General features: G+C 28.1%; 22 protein-coding genes and 1 tRNA gene. 15 read left to right on the top strand and 8 right to left on the bottom strand.

Annotated features, from left to right (window positions below; translation table 11 throughout):
* The first annotated feature begins 21 nt into the window (after window positions 1-21).
* The gene (locus tag QOZ93_RS01605; protein WP_307354854.1) at window positions 22-1,368 is read left to right on the top strand and encodes a peptidoglycan-binding domain-containing protein; all 1,347 of its coding nucleotides are present in this window, start codon (window positions 22-24) and stop codon (window positions 1,366-1,368) included.
* Window positions 1,369-1,574: 206 nt separating this feature from the next.
* Window positions 1,575-2,303 (top strand): phosphatase PAP2 family protein, encoded by a 729-nt coding sequence (locus tag QOZ93_RS01600; RefSeq protein ID WP_307354853.1) that lies wholly within the window; start codon window positions 1,575-1,577, stop codon window positions 2,301-2,303.
* A 23-nt stretch (window positions 2,304-2,326) separates the two neighbouring features.
* Here the strand turns inward: QOZ93_RS01600 and QOZ93_RS01595 are convergent, their stop codons facing one another.
* Window positions 2,327-3,235 (bottom strand): radical SAM protein, encoded by a 909-nt coding sequence (locus QOZ93_RS01595; protein WP_307354852.1) that lies wholly within the window; start codon window positions 3,233-3,235, stop codon window positions 2,327-2,329.
* Window positions 3,236-3,316: 81 nt separating this feature from the next.
* Window positions 3,317-4,381: a YkvI family membrane protein gene (locus QOZ93_RS01590; protein WP_307354851.1), complete on the bottom strand. Its 1,065-nt coding sequence runs from the start codon at window positions 4,379-4,381 to the stop codon at window positions 3,317-3,319.
* A 133-nt stretch (window positions 4,382-4,514) separates the two neighbouring features.
* Between QOZ93_RS01590 and QOZ93_RS01585 the strand changes: the two genes are divergently transcribed.
* The 3 genes from QOZ93_RS01585 to QOZ93_RS01575 all read left to right on the top strand — a co-directional run bounded on the left by QOZ93_RS01585 (window position 4,515) and on the right by QOZ93_RS01575 (window position 7,410).
* Window positions 4,515-5,606 (top strand): outer membrane protein assembly factor BamD, encoded by a 1,092-nt coding sequence (locus tag QOZ93_RS01585; protein WP_307354850.1) that lies wholly within the window; start codon window positions 4,515-4,517, stop codon window positions 5,604-5,606.
* Window positions 5,607-5,743: 137 nt separating this feature from the next.
* A complete protein-coding gene (gene mnmL, locus QOZ93_RS01580) occupies window positions 5,744-6,673 on the top strand; it encodes a tRNA modification radical SAM protein MnmL/YtqA (RefSeq protein WP_307354849.1) in 930 nt (309 codons plus the stop codon).
* A 29-nt stretch (window positions 6,674-6,702) separates the two neighbouring features.
* A complete protein-coding gene (locus tag QOZ93_RS01575; protein WP_307354848.1) occupies window positions 6,703-7,410 on the top strand; it encodes a 2-phosphosulfolactate phosphatase family protein in 708 nt (235 codons plus the stop codon).
* 73 nt (window positions 7,411-7,483) lie between these two features.
* On the opposite strand, the gene QOZ93_RS01570 is transcribed toward QOZ93_RS01575, so the two are convergent.
* The 6 genes from QOZ93_RS01570 to murC form a co-directional block, all read right to left on the bottom strand.
* Entirely contained in the window at window positions 7,484-7,906 is a 423-nt protein-coding gene (locus QOZ93_RS01570; RefSeq protein ID WP_111944174.1) for a hypothetical protein, read from the bottom strand.
* Window positions 7,907-8,019: 113 nt separating this feature from the next.
* Window positions 8,020-8,673 (bottom strand): HAD family hydrolase, encoded by a 654-nt coding sequence (locus QOZ93_RS01565; RefSeq protein WP_307354847.1) that lies wholly within the window; start codon window positions 8,671-8,673, stop codon window positions 8,020-8,022.
* Window positions 8,674-8,701: 28 nt separating this feature from the next.
* Entirely contained in the window at window positions 8,702-9,226 is a 525-nt protein-coding gene (locus QOZ93_RS01560; RefSeq protein ID WP_307354846.1) for a phosphatase PAP2 family protein, read from the bottom strand.
* A gap of 256 nt (window positions 9,227-9,482) precedes the next feature.
* Window positions 9,483-9,558, bottom strand: a tRNA-Pro gene (locus QOZ93_RS01555).
* Window positions 9,559-9,662: 104 nt separating this feature from the next.
* Window positions 9,663-9,971 carry a hypothetical protein gene (locus tag QOZ93_RS01550; RefSeq protein ID WP_111944171.1) on the bottom strand — a complete coding sequence of 103 codons (309 nt, stop codon included), beginning with the start codon at window positions 9,969-9,971 and terminating at the stop codon, window positions 9,663-9,665.
* Between the two features lie 134 nt (window positions 9,972-10,105).
* Window positions 10,106-11,479: a UDP-N-acetylmuramate--L-alanine ligase gene (gene murC, locus QOZ93_RS01545; RefSeq protein WP_307354845.1), complete on the bottom strand. Its 1,374-nt coding sequence runs from the start codon at window positions 11,477-11,479 to the stop codon at window positions 10,106-10,108.
* 288 nt (window positions 11,480-11,767) lie between these two features.
* On the opposite strand from murC, the gene purR reads away from it, so the two are divergent.
* The 10 genes from purR to QOZ93_RS01495 all read left to right on the top strand — a co-directional run bounded on the left by purR (window position 11,768) and on the right by QOZ93_RS01495 (window position 24,410).
* Complete coding sequence (purR, locus tag QOZ93_RS01540) at window positions 11,768-12,583, top strand: pur operon repressor (RefSeq protein WP_307354844.1); 816 nt, start codon at window positions 11,768-11,770, stop codon at window positions 12,581-12,583.
* A gap of 134 nt (window positions 12,584-12,717) precedes the next feature.
* The gene (gene spoVG / locus QOZ93_RS01535) at window positions 12,718-13,020 is read left to right on the top strand and encodes a septation regulator SpoVG (RefSeq protein WP_111944168.1); all 303 of its coding nucleotides are present in this window, start codon (window positions 12,718-12,720) and stop codon (window positions 13,018-13,020) included.
* Window positions 13,021-13,216: 196 nt separating this feature from the next.
* Window positions 13,217-14,587, top strand: a complete 1,371-nt coding sequence (glmU, locus tag QOZ93_RS01530; RefSeq protein ID WP_307354843.1) for a bifunctional UDP-N-acetylglucosamine diphosphorylase/glucosamine-1-phosphate N-acetyltransferase GlmU — start codon at window positions 13,217-13,219, stop codon at window positions 14,585-14,587.
* A 19-nt stretch (window positions 14,588-14,606) separates the two neighbouring features.
* Window positions 14,607-15,566 (top strand): ribose-phosphate diphosphokinase, encoded by a 960-nt coding sequence (locus QOZ93_RS01525; protein WP_111944166.1) that lies wholly within the window; start codon window positions 14,607-14,609, stop codon window positions 15,564-15,566.
* A gap of 187 nt (window positions 15,567-15,753) precedes the next feature.
* Window positions 15,754-16,440 (top strand): response regulator transcription factor, encoded by a 687-nt coding sequence (locus QOZ93_RS01520; protein WP_111944165.1) that lies wholly within the window; start codon window positions 15,754-15,756, stop codon window positions 16,438-16,440.
* Window positions 16,441-17,856, top strand: coding sequence for a HAMP domain-containing sensor histidine kinase (locus QOZ93_RS01515; RefSeq protein WP_111944164.1), 1,416 nt, complete (start codon window positions 16,441-16,443; stop codon window positions 17,854-17,856). It abuts the gene before it with no gap.
* A gap of 36 nt (window positions 17,857-17,892) precedes the next feature.
* On the top strand, window positions 17,893-19,059 hold the full coding sequence (locus QOZ93_RS01510; RefSeq protein WP_307354842.1) for a S1C family serine protease: 1,167 nt from the start codon (window positions 17,893-17,895) through the stop codon (window positions 19,057-19,059).
* Between the two features lie 133 nt (window positions 19,060-19,192).
* Complete coding sequence (pth, locus tag QOZ93_RS01505; protein ID WP_307354841.1) at window positions 19,193-19,762, top strand: aminoacyl-tRNA hydrolase; 570 nt, start codon at window positions 19,193-19,195, stop codon at window positions 19,760-19,762.
* A gap of 43 nt (window positions 19,763-19,805) precedes the next feature.
* Complete coding sequence (gene mfd / locus QOZ93_RS01500; protein ID WP_307354839.1) at window positions 19,806-23,318, top strand: transcription-repair coupling factor; 3,513 nt, start codon at window positions 19,806-19,808, stop codon at window positions 23,316-23,318.
* Between the two features lie 81 nt (window positions 23,319-23,399).
* Entirely contained in the window at window positions 23,400-24,410 is a 1,011-nt protein-coding gene (locus tag QOZ93_RS01495; protein WP_111944160.1) for a peptidylprolyl isomerase, read from the top strand.
* The last annotated feature ends 53 nt before the right edge of the window (window positions 24,411-24,463 follow it).

Here is a 24,463-nt window from a genome sequence, read left to right as displayed (position 1 = left end):
AACTTTATAGGAGAGAATAACATGGCGTCTACAGGAAGATTAAAAGTTCAAGTTTTAAAAAGTGATTCTTTAGCTCCAATAGAACAAGCAAAAGTAACTGTTACAAAAGTGCCAGAACCTGGAGAACAAACTAAGCAAGCTGAAATTTCAACGAATATATCAGGAGAAACTAATGAAATAGAGCTTCCTGCTCCACCGATAGAGAACTCTATGAAACCATCTTCAAACTTACCATATAGTTTATATGATATAAAAATAGAACAACCTGGATATAATCCATTAAGAATAAAAGGTGTTCAAATTTTCCCAGAAGAGCTCGCTATACAAAATAGTAATTTACAAAAAACAAATACAGGAGTAACGAGGCAAGGAGAACAGATAATAACAATTGATCCCAATAGATTAGTTGGAAATTACCCACCTAAGATTCCAGAAAACCCAGAAAAACCATTACCACCACCACCAAGTGGATTTGTCGTACTTCCAGAACCTGTAGTACCAGAGTTTGTTGTGGTACATCAAGGATTACCTGATGATCCATCTGCACCTAATTATACAGTTAAATTTAATGACTATATAAAAAATGTAGCATCTTCTGAGATTTTTTCAACTTGGCCAGAAACTACAATTAGAGCTAATGTATATTGCATATTATCTTTTACTTTGAACAGAATATATACTGAATGGTATAGAGGAAAAGGAAAAAATTTCGATGTTACTAGCTCAACAGCTTATGACCATGCATTTATGTATGGAAGAAATATTTATAAAAGTATTAGTGTTGTTGTAGATGAGATATTTTCAACATATATAAGAAGATTTGGTGCAAAACAACCATTACTTACGCAATATTGTGATGGAGTAAAAGTTCAATGTCCAGGATGGCTCACTCAATGGGGAAGCAAATATTTGGGAGATGATGGCAAGGCACCATATGAGATATTAACTAATTTTTATGGAACAGATATAGAATTAGTAAGAGCTAATAAGGTATCAGGGATTCCAAAATCTTATCCTGGATATACGTTAGGAATAGGAAGTTCGGGAGCACCTGTTAGAACAGTACAGAGTTATTTGAACAGAATAGCTGATAATTTTCCTGCTATACCAAAGGTTAAGGTAGACGGAATTTATGGAGAAGGTACAGGTAAGGCTGTAAAAGTTTTTCAACAAGTATTTAATTTACCGATGACAGGAACAGTTGATTATTCTACTTGGTATAAGATTTCAGATATTTATGTTGGAGTAACTAAAATTGCAGAGTTAAGAAATGATACAAGAGGACTTAAAAGAACATTTATACCTCATACACCATATAAAAATGTATATGACATACCCAAAGTTGAATATATAGATGATGAAGAATAAATTTAAAAAAGTCGCTCTTTCATAAGAACGACTTTTTTGTTTTATATTGTAGTATATATTAACATATTTTTAATAAATTAGGTCATACATTAAGTAAAGATGAAAATTAGCTTAATTTAATCTTAAACCTGTGTACAAATATACAGTAGTAATATAAAATTGAACTTAGTGAATAAAAAATAGAAGATAGAAAAGGTAAGATGAGCATGAGTACATTTGATGAAATAAAAAATATATTAATACATGATTGGAATACACTTATTAAAAGAGGGATTATTTTAATAAGTGTACCTATAATTAATATATTGTATCTTATATTAAATACACCAAGAGAACATACAACTATTTTAAAGATGTCCATAGATAGTTACATTCCTTTTATGAAGATATTTATAATTCCATATGTTATATGGTATGTTTATGTTGCGGGGTTTTTAGCATTTTTATGTATATTGGATGAAAAACAATATTTTAGGACAGTATTTAGTTTAAATCTAGGAATGCTTATAAGTTATTTTGTATTTTTTATCTTTCCTACGCATGTACCTAGACCAGAGGTTATAGGAACAGATATATTAAGCAACATGGTATTATGGATTTATAAAACAGATAATCCATATAATTGTTTTCCTAGTATACATGTTTTGAATACATTAATAATTAATTATTTTGTATGTGTATCTGATAAATTTTCTAAAAACGTTAAGATTATGGCAACTATAGTGGGAGTCAGTATAATACTATCTACTTTATTTATAAAACAACATTATTTTGCTGATGTAATAGGTGGAGTAATCTTGGCATTTATAGTATGTTTTATATTTAAACATACAAATTTTCATATATATTTAAAAAATAAAGAACTTAAAAAGAATAAAAATAAAAAAGAGATTTTTGAAGCAAAAAATAAAGAAATAGATGAAAAAGAGCACTAATTATTTGTGCTCTTTTTCATTTTTTATACTCCATTTAAATCAAAGTTAGGAACAAAATTTGTAGAATTTGTTCCACATTCTTGGATAAAAGCATGTTCAATTCCTAAGGATAAACAATAATTTATAAGACTGTCATAAAGTTTAGGATTAAGAGGATTACTTAATTCTTTATACTCCAATGATTTATACATTGGAGTATATTGATTCATTAAGCTTATATATACATTATGACCAAAAGTATTAAATATAAAATCTATTATCTTCTTAGAATCAAATAAAAGGTTTGGGAGCATTAGGTGTCTTATTATAACTCCCTTTTCAATTAAACCATCTTTATTGAATTTTACGGGTCCTACACTTTTATACATTTCCTTTATGGCCTTTGATGCAACACTAAAATAATTTGGTGCATTAGAATATTTAAGAGCATATTTATTATCAAAGTATTTTAAGTCAGGTAAATAAACATCAATAAAATTATTTAATAATTTAATGGTTTCTATGTTTTCATACCCATTAGAATTATATAATATAGGAATATTTAAACCTTTAGACTTAGCTATTTTTAGCGCTTCAATGATTTGAAGTGCATAATGCGTAGGAGTTACTAAATTTATATTATGTGCACCTTTAGCCTGTTGTTCCAAGAAAATATCACTTAATCGATCAATTGAAATTTCTTTTCCAAATCCTTCTTGACTAATTTTATGATTTTGACAAAACACACATTTTAGGTTGCAATTTGAAAAGAATATGGTTCCTGAGCCCCTCGTACCAGAAATGCAAGGCTCTTCCCATTGATGTAATGATACTTTAGCTATTTTTATTTTGTGGGAAGAATTACATACACCTAAGTTAATGTTATTAAATCTATTTACTTGGCAAGCCCTAGGGCAAATTGAACATTTCTCTAAATATTTTTCATAATTCATATAAATAGTGCCTTCCTTAATATTAAATAAAATTATTTAAGTTAATTTTATCAACATTTAAATAAAATTTCAAAAGTAACTTTAACAATTCATTTTTTTATAAAAGAAAACACACTGCATGATAAAGATTGAACTAACTATACCAAACCCAGGATATAAAAAGCGTATTAAATTTTTAAAACCTATTTGAGAAATGGGAATGGCTATAGCCATAACTAAAAATACTCCAATGTTATAATTTAATTTATATTTTTGTTCTAATGCTTTAGAAACACTATATATATTGGATACTTCAGTAGAGAACATTTCACACCATATAATGCATAATAGGATTCCTTGTACAACAAGGCCAAATGGCTTAGCTATATATAAAAGAGGAATATCATATTTAAATATCCCAGGGATATTTAAAGATAACATTAGATTAATTATGGCGCATACTATGGTTAAACCTATAGAGCCTAAAATGATTCCATTCTTCATAACACATTTATTTGAGTTTTCCTTGCTCAATGGTACTAAAACACCACAACAACATAGTATATTAAATCCACCATATAAAATAGATGAAATTAGCCATTGGCCAGAGATTAGCTGTGGTTTACAAGGCTTTAAGGCTAACAAGGTATTTATATTTATTTCTTTGCTAAAAAAAGTAATATATAAAGAGAATATAAACAGTATAACAATAATCAAAGAGGGTACAATAAAAGAATTAATAACTACTAGACCTTTAGTATTTTTCAATAGGGTACAAATAGAGATTATGGTCATAAGAATTAATCCGATATATTTAGGAATTTTGAAATATTGATGTAATAAAGCCCCACTTCCAGCTAAGATAATGGCAGAGGAACATACTAAAAAGGAAGCCGTCATTAAATCGGTGAATTTACCCAAATATCCAGGGCTTACAAGGCTTATAAGTTGGTCATATGAATTTAAGTTATATTTTATACTTATTTCAGAAATTATAGGACATATGCCAACATAAATTAAAAGACAAATAAAGATTCCTATAAAACTTTTAAATCCATATGTAGTAAAGAATTGAGTAATTTCTTGACCAGAGGCTAATCCAGCACCTACAACGGTGCCTATAAAAACAGCTGCAATTTGCAAAGTCTGACCGGTATTCTTTTTCAAAACAAATTCCTCCCTAAAATATATATTTTTATTACAAGTATATTAAGTTGTTAACTAAATAATGAATTTATTAATTAAATTTTGTTTTATGGAAAAAATAAATATATGAATTTTAGTGAAAGGGGAAATAAGAGTGAGAAAAGGAAGAGCTTTAATTATATTTTTCTTAATTATAGGTTTAGTTTTATCAGGATGTAATAATGCAAAAGAAATGGCTAAGGAGAAAGAAAATAATTTTGAAATTAAGTCAGCATTAAAAATAGTTAATAATTATATAGGATATTTACAAAAAGATGATTATACTAATGCTAAAAAACTTTATACTAAAGAATTAAGTTCTAAATCTAAGAAAGTGGAAGATGGGGAGTTAAAAATAAAAGGATTTACAATAAATAATGTTAATGAAATAGGCAGAAGTGCCCTAGTTGAATTAAAAGTTGCTAGATGTAGTGAAAAATATGCACAAGCATTTTTGGATAATTTGGCTATAAAAGTAACTAAAGAGGGATCAGAATATAAAATTAGTGATATTAAATATTCACCTGAAAAAGAGGGATTTATTGAATCTGGAAAAGTAAGACAAAGGAATAAGACTAATGTAAAAACTGACTTAATTTTAGAAAAAGGCAGTATACCAACATACTTTTTTCCTAAAGTAGATGCAGGAAATATTCATAAAGTATTAGTTAGCAAAGAAGAATTTGGAAGATTACAATTTAATTATAATGCGGATAAGATAGCTATTAGTACAAAAGGCAAAATGCCTTTTATTGGAATAATTATTATAGATGATAGTTTAGCTGTTCAAGGGCCATCATCAGGTGCAGGCAGTACTCCGCCATCAGGTGGAACAACTGGAGGTCAAAGCTCTTCGGGTATGAAAGAAATTCCAATAGGAAAAGAAATTATATCTTTAGATGTACTTAAGGATAAAAATATAGATTTTCTAGTATTTTCACAAGATGATGAATTTGTATTATGTCAATATAGTGATAGTAATAATGGAAAATTTATACGAGTATATAATACGGGAGAAGGCTCTTTAATACCAGTTAATCTAGAAAGTATTTTTCCAGTAGATAAGGTTAATATATTATTTAATGGTTTTGATAAGGAAACTCTAAATTTTCAAGTTGTTAAAAGAAATGAAAAAGATAATGTAGATGGAAATATTATAGGAAACTGGAGTTTAGATTTGAAGGAATTTAAATTAACCAAAATTTAGATAATATAAAGGTTTCAAAACAAATTTTGTTTTGAAACCTTTAATTTATATAAATAAATGTTTTGAAGTTATTTATAAAGAGGGATAAAATATAATCATACTAATAAATATACAAAAGATTTGAAAGGAAGTATGTAATGCAAAAAAAATGGGGCGATAAGAGATATCGTAGTTTAAATTATTTTTTAAGAGAAAAATTCGGAGAAAAAGTTTTTAAGATCTCACTTGATGCAGGCTTTTCTTGTCCTAATAGAGATGGGACTATAGGAAAAGGAGGATGTGTATTTTGTAGTGCAAGAGGATCTGGGGATTTTGCAGGAAACAGAAATTTTTCCATTAGTACTCAATTTAAAGATATAAAAGCAATGATGAATAAAAAATGGAAAAGCGGGAAATACATAGCTTATTTTCAAGCATATACAAATACTTATGCACCCATAGAAGTGTTAGATAAAAGATATAATGAAGCTATACAAAATGAAGGAGTTGTGGCATTAGCTATAGCAACTAGACCAGATTGTCTTGAGGATAATGTAGTGGAGCTTTTAGATAAATATAATAAAAAACTTTATACATGGGTTGAATTAGGACTTCAAACTTCTAATGAAAATACGGCAAAAATTATTAATAGGGGATATGAACTTAAAGTTTTTGAAGATGCTGTTAGAAAACTAAGAGAAAAAAATATTGATGTAGTAGTGCATGTTATTTTGGGACTTCCAGGTGAAACAGCTGAAGATATGCTTAATACTATAAAGTATTTATCCAAAATGGATATTCAAGGGATTAAACTTCATTTACTTCATCTTATGGAGAATACCCAACTAGTAAAGTTATATGAGCAAGGAAAGCTTAAGTTTATGGAACAGGATGAGTATATAGATATAATATGTAAATCTGTAGCGTTGTTACCTCAATCTATAGTTATACATAGATTAACCGGAGATGCACCAAGAAAATCATTAATAGGACCTATGTGGAGCTTAAAAAAGTGGGAAATATTAAATGCTATAGATAGAAGGTTTATAGAAGAAGATATTTACCAAGGCAAGGATTTTAAAGACTAATAATATATATAATTAGGGGATGAATCGTAATGAATATTGATTTAATGATTTCGGCTGATCATATTAATGCAGATAAATTAGAGGGAAAGACAGTAATAGTAATTGATGTATTAAGAGCTACATCTGTTATAGTTACGGCTATTAAGAATGGATGTAAAGAGGTTATACCCGTTTTATCTACAGAGGAAGCTTTTGATTTATGTAAAAAGGATAGAGCATTATACATTTTAGGCGGAGAAAGAAATGCATTAAAAATAGAGGGATTTAATTGTTCTAATTCTCCATTGGACTATACAGAAGAGGTTATAAAGAATAAGACATTTATAATAACCACTAGTAATGGAACAAGAGCAATTAAAGGTAGCAAGAGAGCAAGAAATATTTTAATAGGGGCAATGATTAATGCAGAAGCCGTGGCTAAAAAAGTCTGTGCTATAAATAATGATTTGGTTATTGTTAATTCAGGAACAAATGGTGAATTTTCAATGGATGATTTTATCTGTGGGGGATATATAATATCTAAAATAAAAGAAATTAATAAAAAGATTAACTTAACTGATATAGCAAAAACATCTTATATGGTCTATGAAAATCATAAGGATATAATAAGTTTCATAAAAGATGCTACACACTATAATAGGTTAACAAGATTAAATCTTGAAGATGATTTAGAATATTGTATACAAAAAGATATTATTGATATAGTTCCCGAATATAAGGATGGAAAAATTAAATAATATTAATTAGTATGGTAAAAGGCCAACATTTGTTTGTTGGCTTTTGTTTAACAAAAGTTTAGAGTAACAATTTCTAAGTATTTAAATTTAGTTTATTTATACACTCTTCTAAAATCCAACCTCTAGAATTTATATTATTGGATTCTATTTTTAATGATATTTCATACCAAGTCAAATCTTGAACTTCTGCTATGGCTAATAAATTAATCTCAATACCTTGTTCTAAAATATTTATAATAGGTGAATTTTCTAAAGGACATAAATATATATAACATTTTTGATTTATAATTGCATGTGAAAATTCTGGATTAGAAAAGTTAATTGTAAGGTTAGAAAAATTATCTGTGTTTTCCAATAGAGTAGATTTAAGTTTTAAGTTTTGTGAATTGCTAAGGGTAAGCTGATTTTTTAAATTATAAATGGCATTTTCATATGTATAGTACATATAAATCAAAGCACATATGAGAATTATAATCAACAAAATGGTAAAAATCATAAAAATACCTCCATTAAAATTAGTATAGGATGTCTATTTTTTAATAAACATCCTATTTTTTATGTCTATATAATTATATTAATGAAAGTTTAAATTAATTACATGGTTAAAGATTAAATCATGTGAAGTAATTCATCGTAATTATGAATATATTTGCTAGCTATAGTTGTGATCTCTTTTTCCTCATTTTTAGAAAACTCATCATAAACAGCAATAACTTTCATACCAGCAGAATGGGCGCCTTTAACAGCTAAAAGAATATCTTCAAAGACTATACAATTTTTTGGATTTACACCTAATCTATTTGCAGCAAGAAGATAGACATCAGGAAAATTCTTGCCACGAGGCACTTCATCAGTAGTAGTTATACAATCAAAGTAGTTAGCTATATCATTTAATTTTAAACTAGCATTTGCTAAGTCTCTTCGGTTGCTAGTTGCCAGGGCAATTTTTATATTGTTATTTTTTAAGAACTGTAAAAACTTTTTTGCACCAGGTTTCAAAGATATATTAGTTGAATATTCTTGTAAAGCCATCTGTATCCAATGAGATTCTATTTCTTCTGGCGTGTATGGCAGGTTAAATCTAGTTTTGAAGTATTTAGCACAATCCTTAAAACATAGGTGGTTCAGGTTTTCTTTAAGATCTTCAGGTACTTGTAAATTATGCTTTTTTAAGTACTCTACATCAATTTTACTCCATAACCACATAGAATCTATAAGAGTTCCATCTAAATCAAAAATTGCTCCTTTAATATCTTTAAACATAAGGAATTCCTCCTAAAATAATTTTGAATTACATAATAAAATAAATACATATAGAACAAATACTTCCAATGAGCATTCCTATAAATACATCCGTTGGATAATGAACACCAGTATACATTCTAGATATGCCAACAAGCATTGCAAGTGGTATAAGTAATATATCGATGAAAGATAAGGAAAGACTTAACATTACAGCTATAGAAAAAGCCATGGCTGTATGACCAGAAGGAAAAGAGTAAGGATCTATATGAATTTTTCGAATATGTAAATTTTTAAGTTTTAAAAAAGGTCGTTTTCTGTTTACTAGTTTTTTTATAAGAAAAACTAAGATACTAGACAATACTAAAGATAAAGAGCATTTACGGCCCAGACTTCTCAAGCTTTTTAGGGGTATGGTTGAAAGGGTTAAACAAAATAAATAAGTAAAAGGAATAGAACCTAAATAAGTTATTTTTGGCAGTATAGAGTCCAAAAATTTAGATTTTATATTATGATTAAAAAACTTTAAAATTTTTTCATCAGTTGTCTTTAAATGATGTAAAACTGAATTCAAAGTTCTCCCTCCTTAACTTGAGAAATATTAATTAATTTTAGATTATTATATAATAGGTATAGATATTTTTCAAAAGATATAATTGTGGATAAAAGAGTATATTAAGTTTCATATAAGAGAAGAAATGTGAATAAAGTTAGAAAAATGTGGATTTATTAAAAAAGTATTTTATAGATGTGGATAATTAATAAAAAAATATATAGATATAATATAAATATAATATAAATAAAAAAAGAACCACAAAATGTGATTCTTTTGGTCGGGGTGACAGGGATTGAACCTGCGACCTCATGGTCCCAAACCACGCGCGCTCCCATCTGCGCTACACCCCGAAATACAAATAATATTATACAAGACAGCTTGGATACTGTCAAGAAAGTTTATTAATTTAAATAAAAAATATAGCAGTTAGTTTTAACTGCTATATTTTTTATAATTAATTTTTTTTATCATCAAATCCCTTTGTTGGTACTGTTGATACTATAAATCCTACAAGTAATGATAAAATTGCAGGAGTAATAATATTTATATACATTAAATATCTAGTTTTATATAAAATAAAAGTAGTAACACTAGTTATTACAAGTGATATTATAAATAATAATATAACGAATTTTGCAAAGGAGCTCATGAATTTCTCATAGATTTTATGACGTTTAGGACCACTAATAATGCTTCTGAATATGTAATAAGAGATTAGAATTAGGCCTAAGTTTACTAATGCAGATATTAAAAAATTTTTCAATTAGTCTCACATCCTTTAAGTAAAATAAAGTTAATTTACTTATAGTTTTGTACAATATTTTAAAAATTATCCTATAAAAAAACTTACAGTTATAAAATTAATAAAAATTTTATAACCATAAGTTTTTAGTCAGACTACTTTAAAAAATCTTCTCCTATTTTGAATACATCTCCAGCACCTACAGTTATTATTACATCTCCATCTGTACAGTGTTTTTTTAGATAATCAGTTATTTCATTAAAGTCTTTTATATAAGTACAATTTACACCAGCTTTTTTAATTCCTTCTGCTAATTGTTCAGAACTTACAAGTCCAGTATCTTTTTCTCTAGCAGCATAGATATCTGTAATAATTAAATTTTCTACTCCAGAGAAACAATTACAGAATTCATTAAATAATGTATAGGTTCTTGTATAAGTATGTGGTTGAAAGATATAATATAAGTTTTTGTGAGGATATTTGTCTGCAGTTTTTATAGTAGATTTAATTTCTGTTGGGTGATGGGCATAATCATCTATAACAGATATACCATCTTTAATACCTTTAACTTCAAATCTTCTATGAGTTCCTCTAAAATCAAACAAACCATTTATTATAGCATCTTTAGGAATTTTTAAGCTTAAAGAAGCACATATAGTAGCTAGTGAATTTAGTATATTATGTTGTCCAGGTACACTAAGATTTACTTGGAATAATTTTTCTTCACCATCATAGACATTAAAGGTAGAAGTTGCGTTATCGTTGAAGACAATGTCTTTAGCCCTTATTCTTCCATTATTAATACCAAAAGTTATTACATTACATTTAGCAGTATCTATAATTTCCATAAGATTTTTATCTTCTGCATTTGCTATAAGATATCCATCCGTTGGTATTAAATTTATAAATTTTGCGAAAGCTTGTTTAATATGATTTAAATCCTTATAGTAGTCTAAATGATCTGCGTCTACATTTAATATTATTCCTACATAAGGGTGAAATTTAAGAAAAGATTCTTTGTATTCACAAGCTTCAGTTATAAAATAATCACTTTTACCTACACGAATATTACCGTTTATAACATCTAGTTCTCCACCGACTAAAATTGTTGGATCTAGGTTTCCACTTAATGCTATATGGGACATCATAGATGTAGTTGTAGTTTTGCCATGAGTACCAGCAACAGCTACGTTATATTTATGATCTTTCATTATTTGACCTAAAAATTCAGCTCTGTCATACATTGTTAAATTTAAATTTTTTGCATGGATAAGTTCAGGATTATCTTGAGCTATGGCAGCAGTATAGACAACTATGTCAGTATTATCTACATTTTCACTTTTGTGACCTATATAAATAGTTGCACCCAAATCTTCTAATTTTTTCGTTATATGACTTTCTTTCATATCCGAACCAGAAACGGAATAACCGTTTTTAAGTAAAATTTCTGCTAGTCCACTCATACTTATACCACCTATGCCTATGAAATGAACTTTCTTTTTAATATCATTTATAAAGTTTAAAGACATTTTTATCACTCCTTGTAAAAAGAAAATTTTATTTAAAAACTTACCTGTTTTGGGCAAAATATAAAATTTCTTTCTAATATAAAATATTTTTTAGATTATTACATTATAATTATATACAAAACTATTGAAAATCAACACAAAAAATGGATTTTAAAAAAAATTATTTAAATATTTCTCTATTTTATGGTTAAAATTCTTTATATGTTGTAAAATATACTATAAAATCATGAATGTTTTTAGAGGTAAATAAATAATAATTCGTAAAATTTTTTTCTAAAGGTGATGTTAATGGCAGAGAAGTTTACAAGAAATCAAAGAATCGGAGCAATAACAAAAGTGTTGGTAGAAAACCCTAATAGGGTAATAAATTTAAATACATTTACAAGTTCGCTGAATGCTGCAAAATCTACAATCAGTGAAGATATAGTTATCGTAAGAGAATGTTTATCTAAGTTGTTCATGGGAAAAATAGAAACAATATCAGGGGCTTCAGGTGGTATAAAATATATACCAGACACTAGTAATATAGAAAAAGAAAATTTTATGTCAGAAATATGTTCACTTTTAAGTGATCACGAAAGAATTATTCCAGGAAATTTTTTATATATGACCGATTTATTATATGATCCTAGAATTATAAGTAAAGCTGGGGCTATTTTAGCATCTAAGTTTAATGAATTAGATGTTGATTGTGTCATTACAGTAGAAACTAAAGGTATACCTTTAGCATATGAAGTTGCAAAGTGTTTAGGTGTTAAACTTGTTATAGTTAGGCATGACACAAAAATTACAGAAGGAACTACTGTAAGTATTAATTATGTATCAGGATCATCAAAGAGAATACAAACTATGACTCTTGCAAGAAAGGCTATAGATAGACATAGTAAGTGTATATTTATAGATGATTTTATGAAGGGCGGGGGAACTGCAACAGGAATTATAAATTTATTAAAAGAGTTTGAATGTGAGCTTTTAGGTATAGGTGTATTTATAGAAGATATCGAGACAAAAGAAAAATTAGTTAAAGATTATATATCCTTGTTACAATTTGAGGGTATAAATGAAGAAGGAAATGCAGTAATATATCCATCAAATAAAAATTAGAAGTGAAATTTTATTTAATATTGGTAAAAAAAATGTCAATATTAAAAAAGATTGAGAATTTTTTAAAAATTAAGAAGGAATTCTGTGAATCATGGAGAATTATTATATAAAGTAACTGTTTTGGAGGTGCACCTATGCAAATTACAGACGTAAGAATAAGAAAGATTTCTACTGATAGCAAGATGAAGGCAATAGTTTCAGTTACATTTGATGGAGAGTTTGTAGTACATGATATTAAGGTTATAGAAGGTAAAAATGGACTTTTCATCGCTATGCCTAGCAGAAAAACACCAAATGGAGAGTTTAAAGATATAACTCATCCTATAAATACTGATACAAGACAAAAGATACAGGATGCAATTTTGTCAGAATACGAAAGAGTGAAAAGCCAAATAAGTGCAGATGAAAACACTTTATCAGAGGAAATAGGAGAATAATAAAAATTTGTAGTTTTAATAAAAGGAGTTCATTAGGCTCCTTTTTATTTTTGTAAGTTTTCAAATAAGATGATAATTTTGAAAAAAATGTAACTTACTGAAAAAAATCTTGATAAGGTTGAAAAACTTAATCTTTTCAAATATAATTATAAAGGGAATTTTATATTTGAAAATAAATATATACGAGGTGTTGAATTTGGATAAATGTGCTATTATCCTAGCTGCAGGTAAAGGTACAAGAATGAAATCAAAACTACCAAAGGTATTACATAAAGCTTGTGGTAAAGAGATGATTAATCTTGTTATAGATACAATAAAGTCTACAGGAATTGAAAACATAAACTTAGTTATAGGTTATGGTGCAGAACAAGTTAAGGAAAGTACAAAAAGCAGAAACGTTACTTATTCACTTCAAGAAGAACAGTTAGGTACTGGGCATGCAGTAATGTGTTGTAATGAATTTTTAAAGGGTAAAAAAGGAACTGTTGCAATATTTGTAGGTGATGGTTTATTAATTACCGAAGAAATGGTAGAAAAATTATTTAAATTCCATGAAGATGGAGAATATAAAGCTACCATAATAACTTCAGTACTAGAAAATCCATCTAAATATGGAAGAATAATAAGAAACGAAAAATCTGAAGTGGAAAAGATAGTTGAATTTAAAGATTGCACAAAAGAAGAAGCTAAAGTTAAAGAAGTTAATTCAGGAATGTATTGTTTTGATATAGAGGCTTTATTAGATAATTTAAATAAATTATCTAATAATAATGCACAAAATGAATATTATTTAACAGATATAATTGAAATATTTAAAAATAAAAAATTTAAAATAGGAGCTTTTGAAGTTCCAGTAGAAGAAACAACTGCTGTTAATTCCAGAGTGGAATTAAGTATGGCAGAAGCAATTTTAAGAAAAAGAATTAATAAAAAACATATGGAAAATGGGGTAACAATAATTGATCCAAGTACTACTTATATTGAAACAGATGTAGAAATTGGATCAGATACAATTATATATCCTGGCAATGTACTAGAGGGAAAAACTATTATAAAGGAAGGATGTATGTTATATCCTAACTCAAGAATTAAAGATAGTGTTGTTGAAGCAGGGGTTACTATTCAAAATTCTGTAATATTAGAAAGTCATATTGGCCAAAATACTACGGTTGGACCTTTTGCATATATTAGACCTGATAGTAACATTGGTAAAAATGCCAGAATTGGTGATTTTGTTGAGATCAAAAAGTCCACAATAGGAGATAATACTAAGGTATCACATTTAACATATATAGGAGATGCCGAAGTGGGTTCTGGTTGCAATTTTGGTTGCGGAACAGTAGTAGTAAATTATGACGGAAAAGAAAAACATAAGACAATTATAGGAAACCACGTATTTGTTGGATGTAATGCTAATTTAGTATCACCTGTTGAGCTTAAAGAAAACTCATATATAGCAGCGGGATCTACAATTACTAAGAAAGTTCCAGAAGGAGCATTAGCAGTTGCAAGGTCAAGACAAACTAACATAGCTGATTGGGTAGAAAAAAAGGGGCTAAAGAAATAATTTTTAGGAGGTCTACATAATGCAGTTTAATGGGAAAAATATTAAAATCTTCACAGGAAACGCAAACAAAAGATTAGCACAAGATATTGCTGATAGACTTGGAATATCTTTAGGACATTCAGGAGTAACTACTTTCAGTGATGGGGAAATTTCAGTAAACATTAACGAGACTGTTAGAGGTACTGACGTATTTGTTATTCAATCAACAAATGCTCCAGTAAATGATAATTTAATGGAGCTATTAATAATGGTTGACGCATTAAAAAGAGCATCTGCTGGTAGGATAACAGCAGTAATACCATACTATGGTTACGCTAGACAAGACAGAAAGGCAAAATCAAGAGATCCAATTACAGCTAAATTAGTTGCAGATATTTTAACAGCATCAGGTATTGATAGAGTATTGACTATGGATTTACATGCAGCACAAATTCAAGGATACTTTAATATACCAGTAGATAATTTAATGGGATGCCCAATTCTTGCAAATTATTTCATAGAAAATGGTTTTAAAGATAGAGATGATGTAGTTGTAGTTTCACCAGACTTAGGTAGTGTTGCAAGATCAAGAAAATTTGCTGACAAGTTACACGCACCAATAGCGATCATTGATAAGCGAAGACCAAAGGCTAATGTATCAGAAGTTATGAATATAATTGGGGAAGTTAAAGACAAAGTATGTATTATGATAGATGATATGATAGATACTGCAGGTACAATAACAAACGGTGCAGCTGCACTTAAAAAAATGGGTGCAAAAGATGTATATGCTTGCTGTAGTCATGGCGTATTATCAGGACCAGCTATAGAAAGACTTGAAAATTCAGTTATAAAAGAAGTTGTTATGTTACATACAATTGATTTACCAGAAGAAAAAAGAATTTCTAAGTTTAAGATATTACCAGTAGCACCAATATTTGCGGATGCTATAGGTAGAATTCATGATGATGTTTCTATAAGTACATTATTTGAAGATTAATTTTCATTTTAAATAAGAACATGTTGTAGTATAACTATAACATGTTTTTATTTTTACATATAATCAATTAATTAGGAAAAAATATTATTGTACATGGTAAATATTTTGTAACATTTAAGTAAAACTGAAAAAATAAAAACTTAAATATGATAAATTATAAATATAAATATAAAGGGAGGGTATTAATGTGGAAGGAGCAATAGCAAGAATTTTAATTGTAGATGATGATGAAAATATATGCGAAGTTATAAAAATGTATTTAGAAAATTCAGGATATGAAACTGCTGTAGTTCATAATGGAAAGGATGCTATAGAGAAGTTTGGTTCATATAAGCCAGATTTAATGGTATTAGATATAATGTTACCATATGTTGATGGTATAGACGTTTTAAAAACTATAAGAAAAGATAGTGAGACACCAGTAATACTTTTAACAGCTAAAGGAGAAACCTTTGATAAGGTATTAGGTTTAGAATTAGGTGCTGATGATTATATGGTTAAGCCATTTGAACCTAAAGAACTTATAGCTAGAATTAAAGCTGTTTTAAGAAGATATAATGTTGAAGGTGTAAATAAAGAAGTATTATCTTTTGAAGATTTAGTTATAGATATAAATTCTTATAATGTTATATATAAAGGTACAGAACTTAAGATGCCGCCTAAGGAGTTTGAACTTTTATATTTCTTAGCCCTAAATAAAAATAAAGTATTTACAAGAGAACAACTTTTATGTGAAGTTTGGGGGTATGATTATCCAGGGGATTCAAGAACTGTCGATGTTCATATAAAAAGATTAAGAGAAAAACTTCAAGGAGCGGGAAGTTGGCAAATTGAAACTGTTTGGGGTGTTGGATATAAGTTTGAGGTGAAATAGATGAGAAAAAAGGGTCTTTTCACTAAGATGTTAGCTACTTATACATTAATAATTTCATTAAGTTTTGTGATTTTAGCTGCGTTTCTATCATTTTGGTTTGAAAATTATTATTTTGAACAAAGAACGAAACAATTAGAAAGCCAAGCACCTATACTAAGTCAGCTAGCTGTAAGGTATATAAGAAATGATATAACTCCAGAAGCCGTAGAGGAAACTTTACACTTTGTAGGAAACTATTTAAATGCAGATATTTGGCTTGTTGATAGTTGGGGGTATATATATTCTGTTTCGGAATATTCTCATAAAAAATTAATAGGAACTCAGTTATTTATAAATGATGTAAAAGATTTGAAACATAATAAAATTTTAGATAAAAAAAGTAGCTATGGAGAGGTGTATGAAACCTTAGTTCATAGTATTGAAATTCCAGTAATTACTCATGATAGAAAATTTTTAGGAGCCATAGTTATGAATACTCCTATGAATCAAATTACTGATCCTTTAAATAGATTTTATGAGATAATATGGATATCCGCAGTTTTTGCCATTATTATATCTTGTTTTGTAATATATGCATTTTCACAAAGAATTATTTTAACTCCTTTGGGAGAAATAAATGATGTTGCTAGAAAAATCTCTAAGGGAGAAGTAGATAAAAGAGTAACAATAAGAACTAACGATGAGATAGGAGAACTTGCTAGTTCATTTAATTATATGGCAGATTTTTTGGAGAAAATAGAAGACAATAGAAGACAATTTATTTCTAATGTGTCTCATGAAATAAGATCCCCTATTACTTCAATTAAAGGATTTATAGGAGGAATAATAGATGGTGTTATTCCAAAAGAAAAAGAAACCTATTATTTAAAATTAGCTCATGAGGAAATTCAAAGATTAACTAGGTTGGTTAATGAACTCTTAGATATATCAGCATTACAAGATGGTAAGTTTAAACTTATAATAGAAGATATTGATATAAATGAGATTATCAGAATAACTGTACTAAAGTTTGAAACAAGAATAAAAGAAAAAAACTTAACTGTAGATGTATATTTTGATAGTGATAAATTAATGGTACGAGCAGATAAAGATAGAATTATACAGGTACTAACTAACTTACTTGATAATGCTATAAAATATTCTGAACAAGATGCTGAAATTAAGATAAATGCTAAGTCTAAATCTAAACAAGCTATTATTTCTGTGTATAATGATTCTAAGCCCATACCTGATGAAGAACTAAAAAAATTATGGGAAAGATTTTATAAGAGAGATAAATCAAGAACATCTAAAATGAGCACAGGTCTAGGGCTTTCTATAGTTAGAGAAATATTATCACAATTGGATCAAGAGATATGGGTGGAAAACGAAGATAAGGGAGTTTGTTTTACATTCACATTAGATAAATCTAAATAAATTTGTTAATACATAATCTAAACAGGAAGTGGTAGAATGCGGTTAAAAACAGGCTTAAATCTAAAAAAAGCTAAAATAAAAGAAGTGAGAAAGCAAAATATAGAATTTAGAAAAAGTAACACTAATAAATGTATAAAATATTTTAGTAATGTTACAATTATTATTACTCTTACCGTTTCTTCAAGTATTTTAATTATATCGTATTTTAAAACTCACGTAGATTATAATACTAACATTAGAGAAATAAGAAGTGAAAGCTTAGGACAAAAATCAATGAAATATAAATTTTCACCTGATGCTAGTATGGTAAGTAAGTATAACTCTAACTATGATAAATTTTTTAATTCTATGTTAGATAAGTCTGTTATTATAGAAAGTAAAAATGTGAAGGAATTGGGGTTAATTTTAAAATCAAACGGATATATAATTACAAGGGCCAATGATCTTCCAGATAAAAATAATATCTTGGTTAGTTTAAGTAATGGACAACGAATTAAAGGAGAATTTATTGGGGAAGATAGTCTAACTGGAATAGCTGTTATTAAGATAAATAAGGAGAATTTGAAGACTATAAGTTTTAGAAATATTGAGAAGTGTACTCTAGCTGGGAACATTATAATTTTAGAAGGTGATGAACAGCATAAGGGAAACTTTTTAGGAAATATGGTATCTATAGAAAAAAGATTATTTAGCAATTTAAATATTAAAGGTAATAAAAAATTTTTAGTTAATTTTATTCAGACAGGTATATCTAATAATAAGAACCTCAAAGGTGGAACAATTATCTGCGATGAAGATGGAAAAGTATTAGGTATAAATTTTCAAGGACAGGATAATAGTGCATTAAAGGATTGTAGTTATAATGCGTTGCACCCTTATGAAATTGAAGAAGTTGTGAATAATATATTGAATTCGAAGTTTAATGCAATAAAGTCTTTAGGTATTGTTGGTAAAAATGCTATACCGACTGGTTATGAAGGTGTAGAAGGAGTATATATCCGAAAGGTTTTACAACATAGTATAAGTGAAAAAGAAAATATTAGACCTACAGATATTATAACTGGTGTAAATAATATTACAGTAAGAAATATGGATGATTTAGGGGAACTTATTAGTATTTATAATAAGAAAGATAGTAAGTTAGTTTTAAGGATATGGAGAAATGGAGAGATTATTTACAGTGATATAAGTGTAGGTAGTTGAAGTAATTATAAAAATAATTTAAAATTAATAATTAGCATGCAATAATTGCATGCTAATTATTTTTGATATTAAGATGGATTAAAACCTTAATATAGGTACTGTAGTGAATAATGGTTTGAAATAGGAGGAAATTATGTATTTAGTAGTAGGATTAGGCAATATAGGTGACGAATATAAAAATACAAGACACAATGCCGGATTTGATGCAATAGATGTGTTAGCGGAAGAGTATAAAATTAATATTGATAGGGTAAAATTTAAAGGAACCTATGGAGAAATAAGGATAGGATGTGAAAAAATTATATTATTAAAACCTTCTACATATATGAATTTGAGTGGAGATAGTGTGCAAGCAGTGGTTGATTATTATGATATTCCTACAGAGAAAGTTATAGTGTTATATGATGATATTAGCTTAAATGAAGGAAAAGTTAGAGTTAGGGCTAAAGGAAGTGCAGGAGGACATAATGGAATCAAGGATATAATAAAGAAATTAGGTACACAAGATTTCCCAAGGATAAAAATAGGAGTTGGTCAACCTAAAAATGATTTAGTTGCGCATGTTTTGGGTAAGTTTGGAAAAGAGGAGCGAGCAAAGGTAGAAGAAGTTTTAAAAATATGCCCTCAAATTGTAGAGATGATAGTTAAGTCAGGAGTAACGGAAACCATGAATAAATTTAATGGATTTTCTGTTGATGAATAAGAGCGTTAATATGTTATAAGTTTAAAATAAGAGGTGTTATATAATGAGGCTTAAAGGATTAATGAAGCCCTTATTGGAAAATGAACGATTTTCTGAAATTAAAAAAAATATGACAGAAAAAAGTTATCCAATAGGGGTTTATGGTATATCTGAATCGTCAAAAGCTTATTTAACAAATGCTATATACAACACAGTTAATAAGTCTATTTTAATTGTAACTCATAATGATATTGAAGCAAGAAATTTATATGAGGATTTAAACTTTTTTCTTCCAAATGTATATTATTTGCCTACTAGGGAACTAGTGTTTTATAACATAGATGCCATTTCTGGCGACTTGAGATGGGAACGATTAAAAGTTATTAGAGAAATGTTACGAGAAGAAAAAAAGATAGTAATTACTACTGTGGATGCATTAGTGGCTGTTTATACTCCTTTAGAAATGTTTAAAGAAAATATTTTTAAATTATCTGTGGGAGATACAGTAGATACAAAAAAATTAAGCGAGAGATTAGTTCAGAGCGGATATGAAAGAACACTTACGGTGGAACAAAAAGGACAATTTTCCATAAGAGGAGGAATTATAGATATATATCCTCCTATTGCAAATATGCCTTATAGAATAGAGCTTTTTGATGATGAAATTGATTCAATTAGAAATTTTAGTGCACAAACTCAAAGAAGTATAGACAAGTGTTTTACTATTGAGGTTTTTCCAGCCAAAGAAATTATATTGTACAAGGAAAATCTGGAAAATGGATATAATAATATTAAAACACAATTAGAAACAACCGTAGAAAAATTTAACAAAAATAATAAGTATGAAGAAGCAGAAAAAATATTAAGTATAATAAACACTAACCTAGAAGCTTTAAAAGAGAAATGGACATTTGAAACTATAGATAGTTATATTCCTTATTTTTATGAAAAGACTTCTACATTCTTTGAATACTTTAAGGATGTATTTATAGTAATGGATGACCCACAAAGGTGTTCAGGTAAGCTTGATAGTATTTACATGGAGTTTAATGAAAATTTTGATAATTTCTTAAATAGAGGTAATCTTCTTCCTAAACAAGGTGAGCTGATTATAAGTAAGGAAATTTTAAAAGAATATATTATTTCTAGAGAATTATTAACTATAAGTGGTATTACCAAGACATTAAAAGAATTCAAGCCTGAATCTATAGTATCTTTTTCTGAAATAACTTTAAATGAATATCATGGTCAGTTAGATCTACTAATAGAGGGAATAAAGGAAAAGAAAAAGTTAGGATATAAAATCTTACTGCTTTCTGGTACCAAAAGTAGAGGTGAAAGATTAATTCAAACTTTGAGAGATAAAGGTGTAGAAAGTGTTTATAAGGATATTGTAGATGAAATTGCTTATGGAGAAGTTGTAGTAACATATGGAAGTCAGTTAAGAAGTTATGAATATCCAGAATTAAAGCTTTGTGTTATTTCAGATAAAGGAGTTTTTGGAGAATCTAAGAGAAAAGCAAAACATAAAACCAATCAAAAAGGTGTAGCTAAGATAAAAAGTTTTACAGAATTAAAATTAGGAGATTATGTAGTTCATGTAAATCATGGTATTGGTGTATATAAGGGAATAAAACAACTAGAAGTAGGTGGACATAAGAAAGATTACTTACAAGTTTCTTATGGTGGAAATGATCTTTTATATGTACCTGTTGACCAATTGGATTTAGTTCAAAAGTATATTGGTTCTGAAGGAAAAACTCCAAAGATATCAAAGTTAAGTAGTGCAGAATGGAGTAAAACTAAAAGAAAAGTTAAAAAGTCTATAGAAGATATTGCAGAAGATCTAGTTAAGCTTTATGCGGCTAGAAGCATACTAAAAGGTCATCAGTATACAAAGGATACTGTATGGCAGAAGCAATTTGAAGATGAATTTCCATTTCAGGAGACTCCAGATCAATTAACAGCAATAGAAGAGATAAAAGGGGACATGGAGTCTAAAAAGACCATGGATAGATTGCTTTGTGGAGATGTAGGATACGGAAAAACTGAGGTAGCATTAAGGGCGGCATTTAAGGCAGTTATGGATGGAAAACAGGTTGCTGTGCTGGTTCCTACAACAATATTAGCAAAACAACATTATAATAATTTTATTAAAAGATTTTCAAGTTTCCCTGTAAATATTGATATGGTATGTAGATTTAGAACTGCAGCAGAACAAAGGAAATCATTACAAGCATTAAAAGAAGGAAATTTAGATGTAATAATAGGAACGCATAGATTATTACAAAAAGATGTAGTATTTAAGGATTTAGGACTTCTAATTGTTGATGAAGAACAAAGATTTGGAGTAAAGCATAAAGAAAAAATTAAAGACTTAAAGAAAAGCGTAGATGTTTTAACCCTATCTGCGACTCCGATACCGAGAACATTGCATATGTCTTTAACAGGGGTTAGAGATATAAGTGTAATTGAAACACCACCAGAAGAAAGATATCCAATTCAAACTTATGTTGTGGAATTTAATGAACAATTAATAAGAGATGCTATTATGAGAGAGATAGCACGTAATGGACAGGTATTTTTTGTATATAATAGAGTAGAAACTATAAGAGATATGAGTGTATATCTATCTAATCTTATACCAGAGGCAAGAATTGCTATAGCACATGGTCAAATGACTGAAAGAGAATTAGAGAATGTAATGATTGACTTTATGGAAAGAAAATATGATATTTTATTATGTACAACTATTATAGAAACAGGTATAGACATACAAAATGCTAATACTATGATTATATATGATTCAGATAAAATGGGATTATCTCAACTTTATCAATTAAGAGGAAGAGTAGGACGTTCTAATAGGATAGCATATGCATATTTTACTTATATGAAAGATAAAGTACTAACAGAGGTTGCAGAAAAAAGATTAAAGGCAATAAAAGAATTTACAGAGCTTGGTTCAGGTTTTAAGATCGCTATGAGAGATTTAGAAATCAGAGGAGCGGGAAATATGATGGGTTCTTCTCAACATGGCCATATGTCTTCTGTAGGATATGATCTATATTGTAGGATGCTAGAAGAAACAATAGCTAAAATAAGAGGAGATATAGAAGAGGAAGCATTTGAAACAACAATTGAAATTAAGATTGATGCATATATACCAAGTGGATATATAAAAGATGAGACTCAGAAGATAGAAGTTTACAAAAAAATTGCATCTATATCTTCAGATGAAGAATTAGTTGAAATTGAAGATGAAATAGAAGATAGGTTCTCAGATATACCACCTTCAGTGAGAAATCTCATTAATATAGCATATTTAAAGAGTATTGCAAATGAATTAGGAATAGTAGAAATAAAAGAAGTAAAAGAAAAATTAGATATTAAATTTATAAATAAGGAAAAATTAAGTAGGGAATTAATTAAGAAGATTTTATCTGATTATAGGGGAGAGCTAGCGGTTAAATTAGGTGATGAGCCAGTCTTATACTATAATTTAAAAAATATAAAGAAAGAAAATCTTTTAGAAAGGCTTATTGAACTTTTTAAAGAGTTTTTAACTATAGTTTAAAAATTAAAGTAGTTATGATAAAATCATTTTATGTAAAATTCTAAAAATAAAAAAATAAAATGGAAATGTGAGGTACTTAAAGTGAAGAATACAAAACGATTAACTTGTGCTATTATGGCCTTAACAATGATGGCTAGTTTAAGTGGATGTAAAATGATCGAAAAAACTCCTAAGGCTGTTGCAAAAGAGATTGTAGCTAAGGTGGATGGTAATAAAATAACAAGAGGACAACTTGATGAACAGCTTGCTTATATGACTGAACCTCTAAAACAAAAATATGGTGATAATTATGAAAAAAATGAAGAGGCTAAGGAAATTTTAAAAGAGGGTAGAGCTAAGCTAACAGAAATTTTAGTAACTAATATGGTTATAAAAAGTAAAGCTGATGATCTAAAAATCAAAGTCGATGAAAAAGAATTACAAAAAAGAATTGATGAAACTAAAAAACAAATAAGAGAAAAATTTAAAACAGATGCAGAGTATAAGAAAGCTCTAGAAAAAGAAAAATTAACTGAAGAGAAATTGCAAACAAGAATAAAGGAAAATGCAGAAATATCAATGCTGTCTGATAAAGTGTATGAAAAGATTACAAAAGATATAAAGGTGGATGAAAAAGAATTAAAAGACTATTATACATCTAATTTAAATGATTTTACTGAAAAACCAAATGGAATTAAGGCAGCACAAATAGTAGTAAAAACAGAAAAAGAAGCTAAGGAAATTAAAAAACAATTAGATAAAGGTGCAGATTTTGCTAAGATGGCTAAAGAGAAGAGCATAGATCAATCTAGCAAGGAAAAGGGTGGAGAACTTGGGTTTTTACAGTATAAACAAGTAACGCAAATACCATTTTTATTACCAGCTATGTCTATGAAAGTAGGTCAAATTAGTGAACCTTCTCAGGATGAAAGAGGTTGGCATATAATTAAATTGATGGAAAAAACAGATTATCCACCAAAGAAATTTGAAGAAGTAAAAGATAGAATTAAAGATAAGGTTTTAATTGATAAGAAAATGAAAGCTTGGAAAGATTCCATGGAGAAGTGGAAAAAAGAGAAAAACGTTAAAATATATGAAAATAAATTTGAATAATAATACATGTAATATGTGAGTTTTTACGGTCATCATAGAAAAAAATGTCTTAC

The sequence above is a fragment of the Hathewaya limosa genome (assembly GCF_030815255.1).
Lineage (GTDB): Bacteria > Bacillota > Clostridia > Clostridiales > Clostridiaceae > Hathewaya > Hathewaya limosa.
Note: the sequence above shows the minus strand (reverse complement) of the source record. Positions and strands in the feature narration are given on the sequence as shown.

Excerpts from the sequence above, each read along its gene's own strand:
- QOZ93_RS01605 (WP_307354854.1), top strand. The coding sequence starts at position 22 with ATGGCGTCTACAGGAAGATTAAAAGTTCAAGTTTTAAAAAGTGATTCT.
- QOZ93_RS01600 (WP_307354853.1), top strand. The coding sequence starts at position 1,575 with ATGAGTACATTTGATGAAATAAAAAATATATTAATACATGATTGGAAT.
- QOZ93_RS01595 (WP_307354852.1), bottom strand. The coding sequence starts at position 3,235 with ATGAATTATGAAAAATATTTAGAGAAATGTTCAATTTGCCCTAGGGCT.
- mnmL (WP_307354849.1), top strand. The coding sequence starts at position 5,744 with ATGCAAAAAAAATGGGGCGATAAGAGATATCGTAGTTTAAATTATTTT.
- QOZ93_RS01575 (WP_307354848.1), top strand. The coding sequence starts at position 6,703 with ATGAATATTGATTTAATGATTTCGGCTGATCATATTAATGCAGATAAA.
- QOZ93_RS01570 (WP_111944174.1), bottom strand. The coding sequence starts at position 7,906 with ATGATTTTTACCATTTTGTTGATTATAATTCTCATATGTGCTTTGATT.
- QOZ93_RS01565 (WP_307354847.1), bottom strand. The coding sequence starts at position 8,673 with ATGTTTAAAGATATTAAAGGAGCAATTTTTGATTTAGATGGAACTCTT.
- murC (WP_307354845.1), bottom strand. The coding sequence starts at position 11,479 with ATGTCTTTAAACTTTATAAATGATATTAAAAAGAAAGTTCATTTCATA.
- purR (WP_307354844.1), top strand. The coding sequence starts at position 11,768 with ATGGCAGAGAAGTTTACAAGAAATCAAAGAATCGGAGCAATAACAAAA.
- spoVG (WP_111944168.1), top strand. The coding sequence starts at position 12,718 with ATGCAAATTACAGACGTAAGAATAAGAAAGATTTCTACTGATAGCAAG.
- QOZ93_RS01525 (WP_111944166.1), top strand. The coding sequence starts at position 14,607 with ATGCAGTTTAATGGGAAAAATATTAAAATCTTCACAGGAAACGCAAAC.
- QOZ93_RS01515 (WP_111944164.1), top strand. The coding sequence starts at position 16,441 with ATGAGAAAAAAGGGTCTTTTCACTAAGATGTTAGCTACTTATACATTA.
- QOZ93_RS01510 (WP_307354842.1), top strand. The coding sequence starts at position 17,893 with ATGCGGTTAAAAACAGGCTTAAATCTAAAAAAAGCTAAAATAAAAGAA.
- pth (WP_307354841.1), top strand. The coding sequence starts at position 19,193 with ATGTATTTAGTAGTAGGATTAGGCAATATAGGTGACGAATATAAAAAT.
- mfd (WP_307354839.1), top strand. The coding sequence starts at position 19,806 with ATGAGGCTTAAAGGATTAATGAAGCCCTTATTGGAAAATGAACGATTT.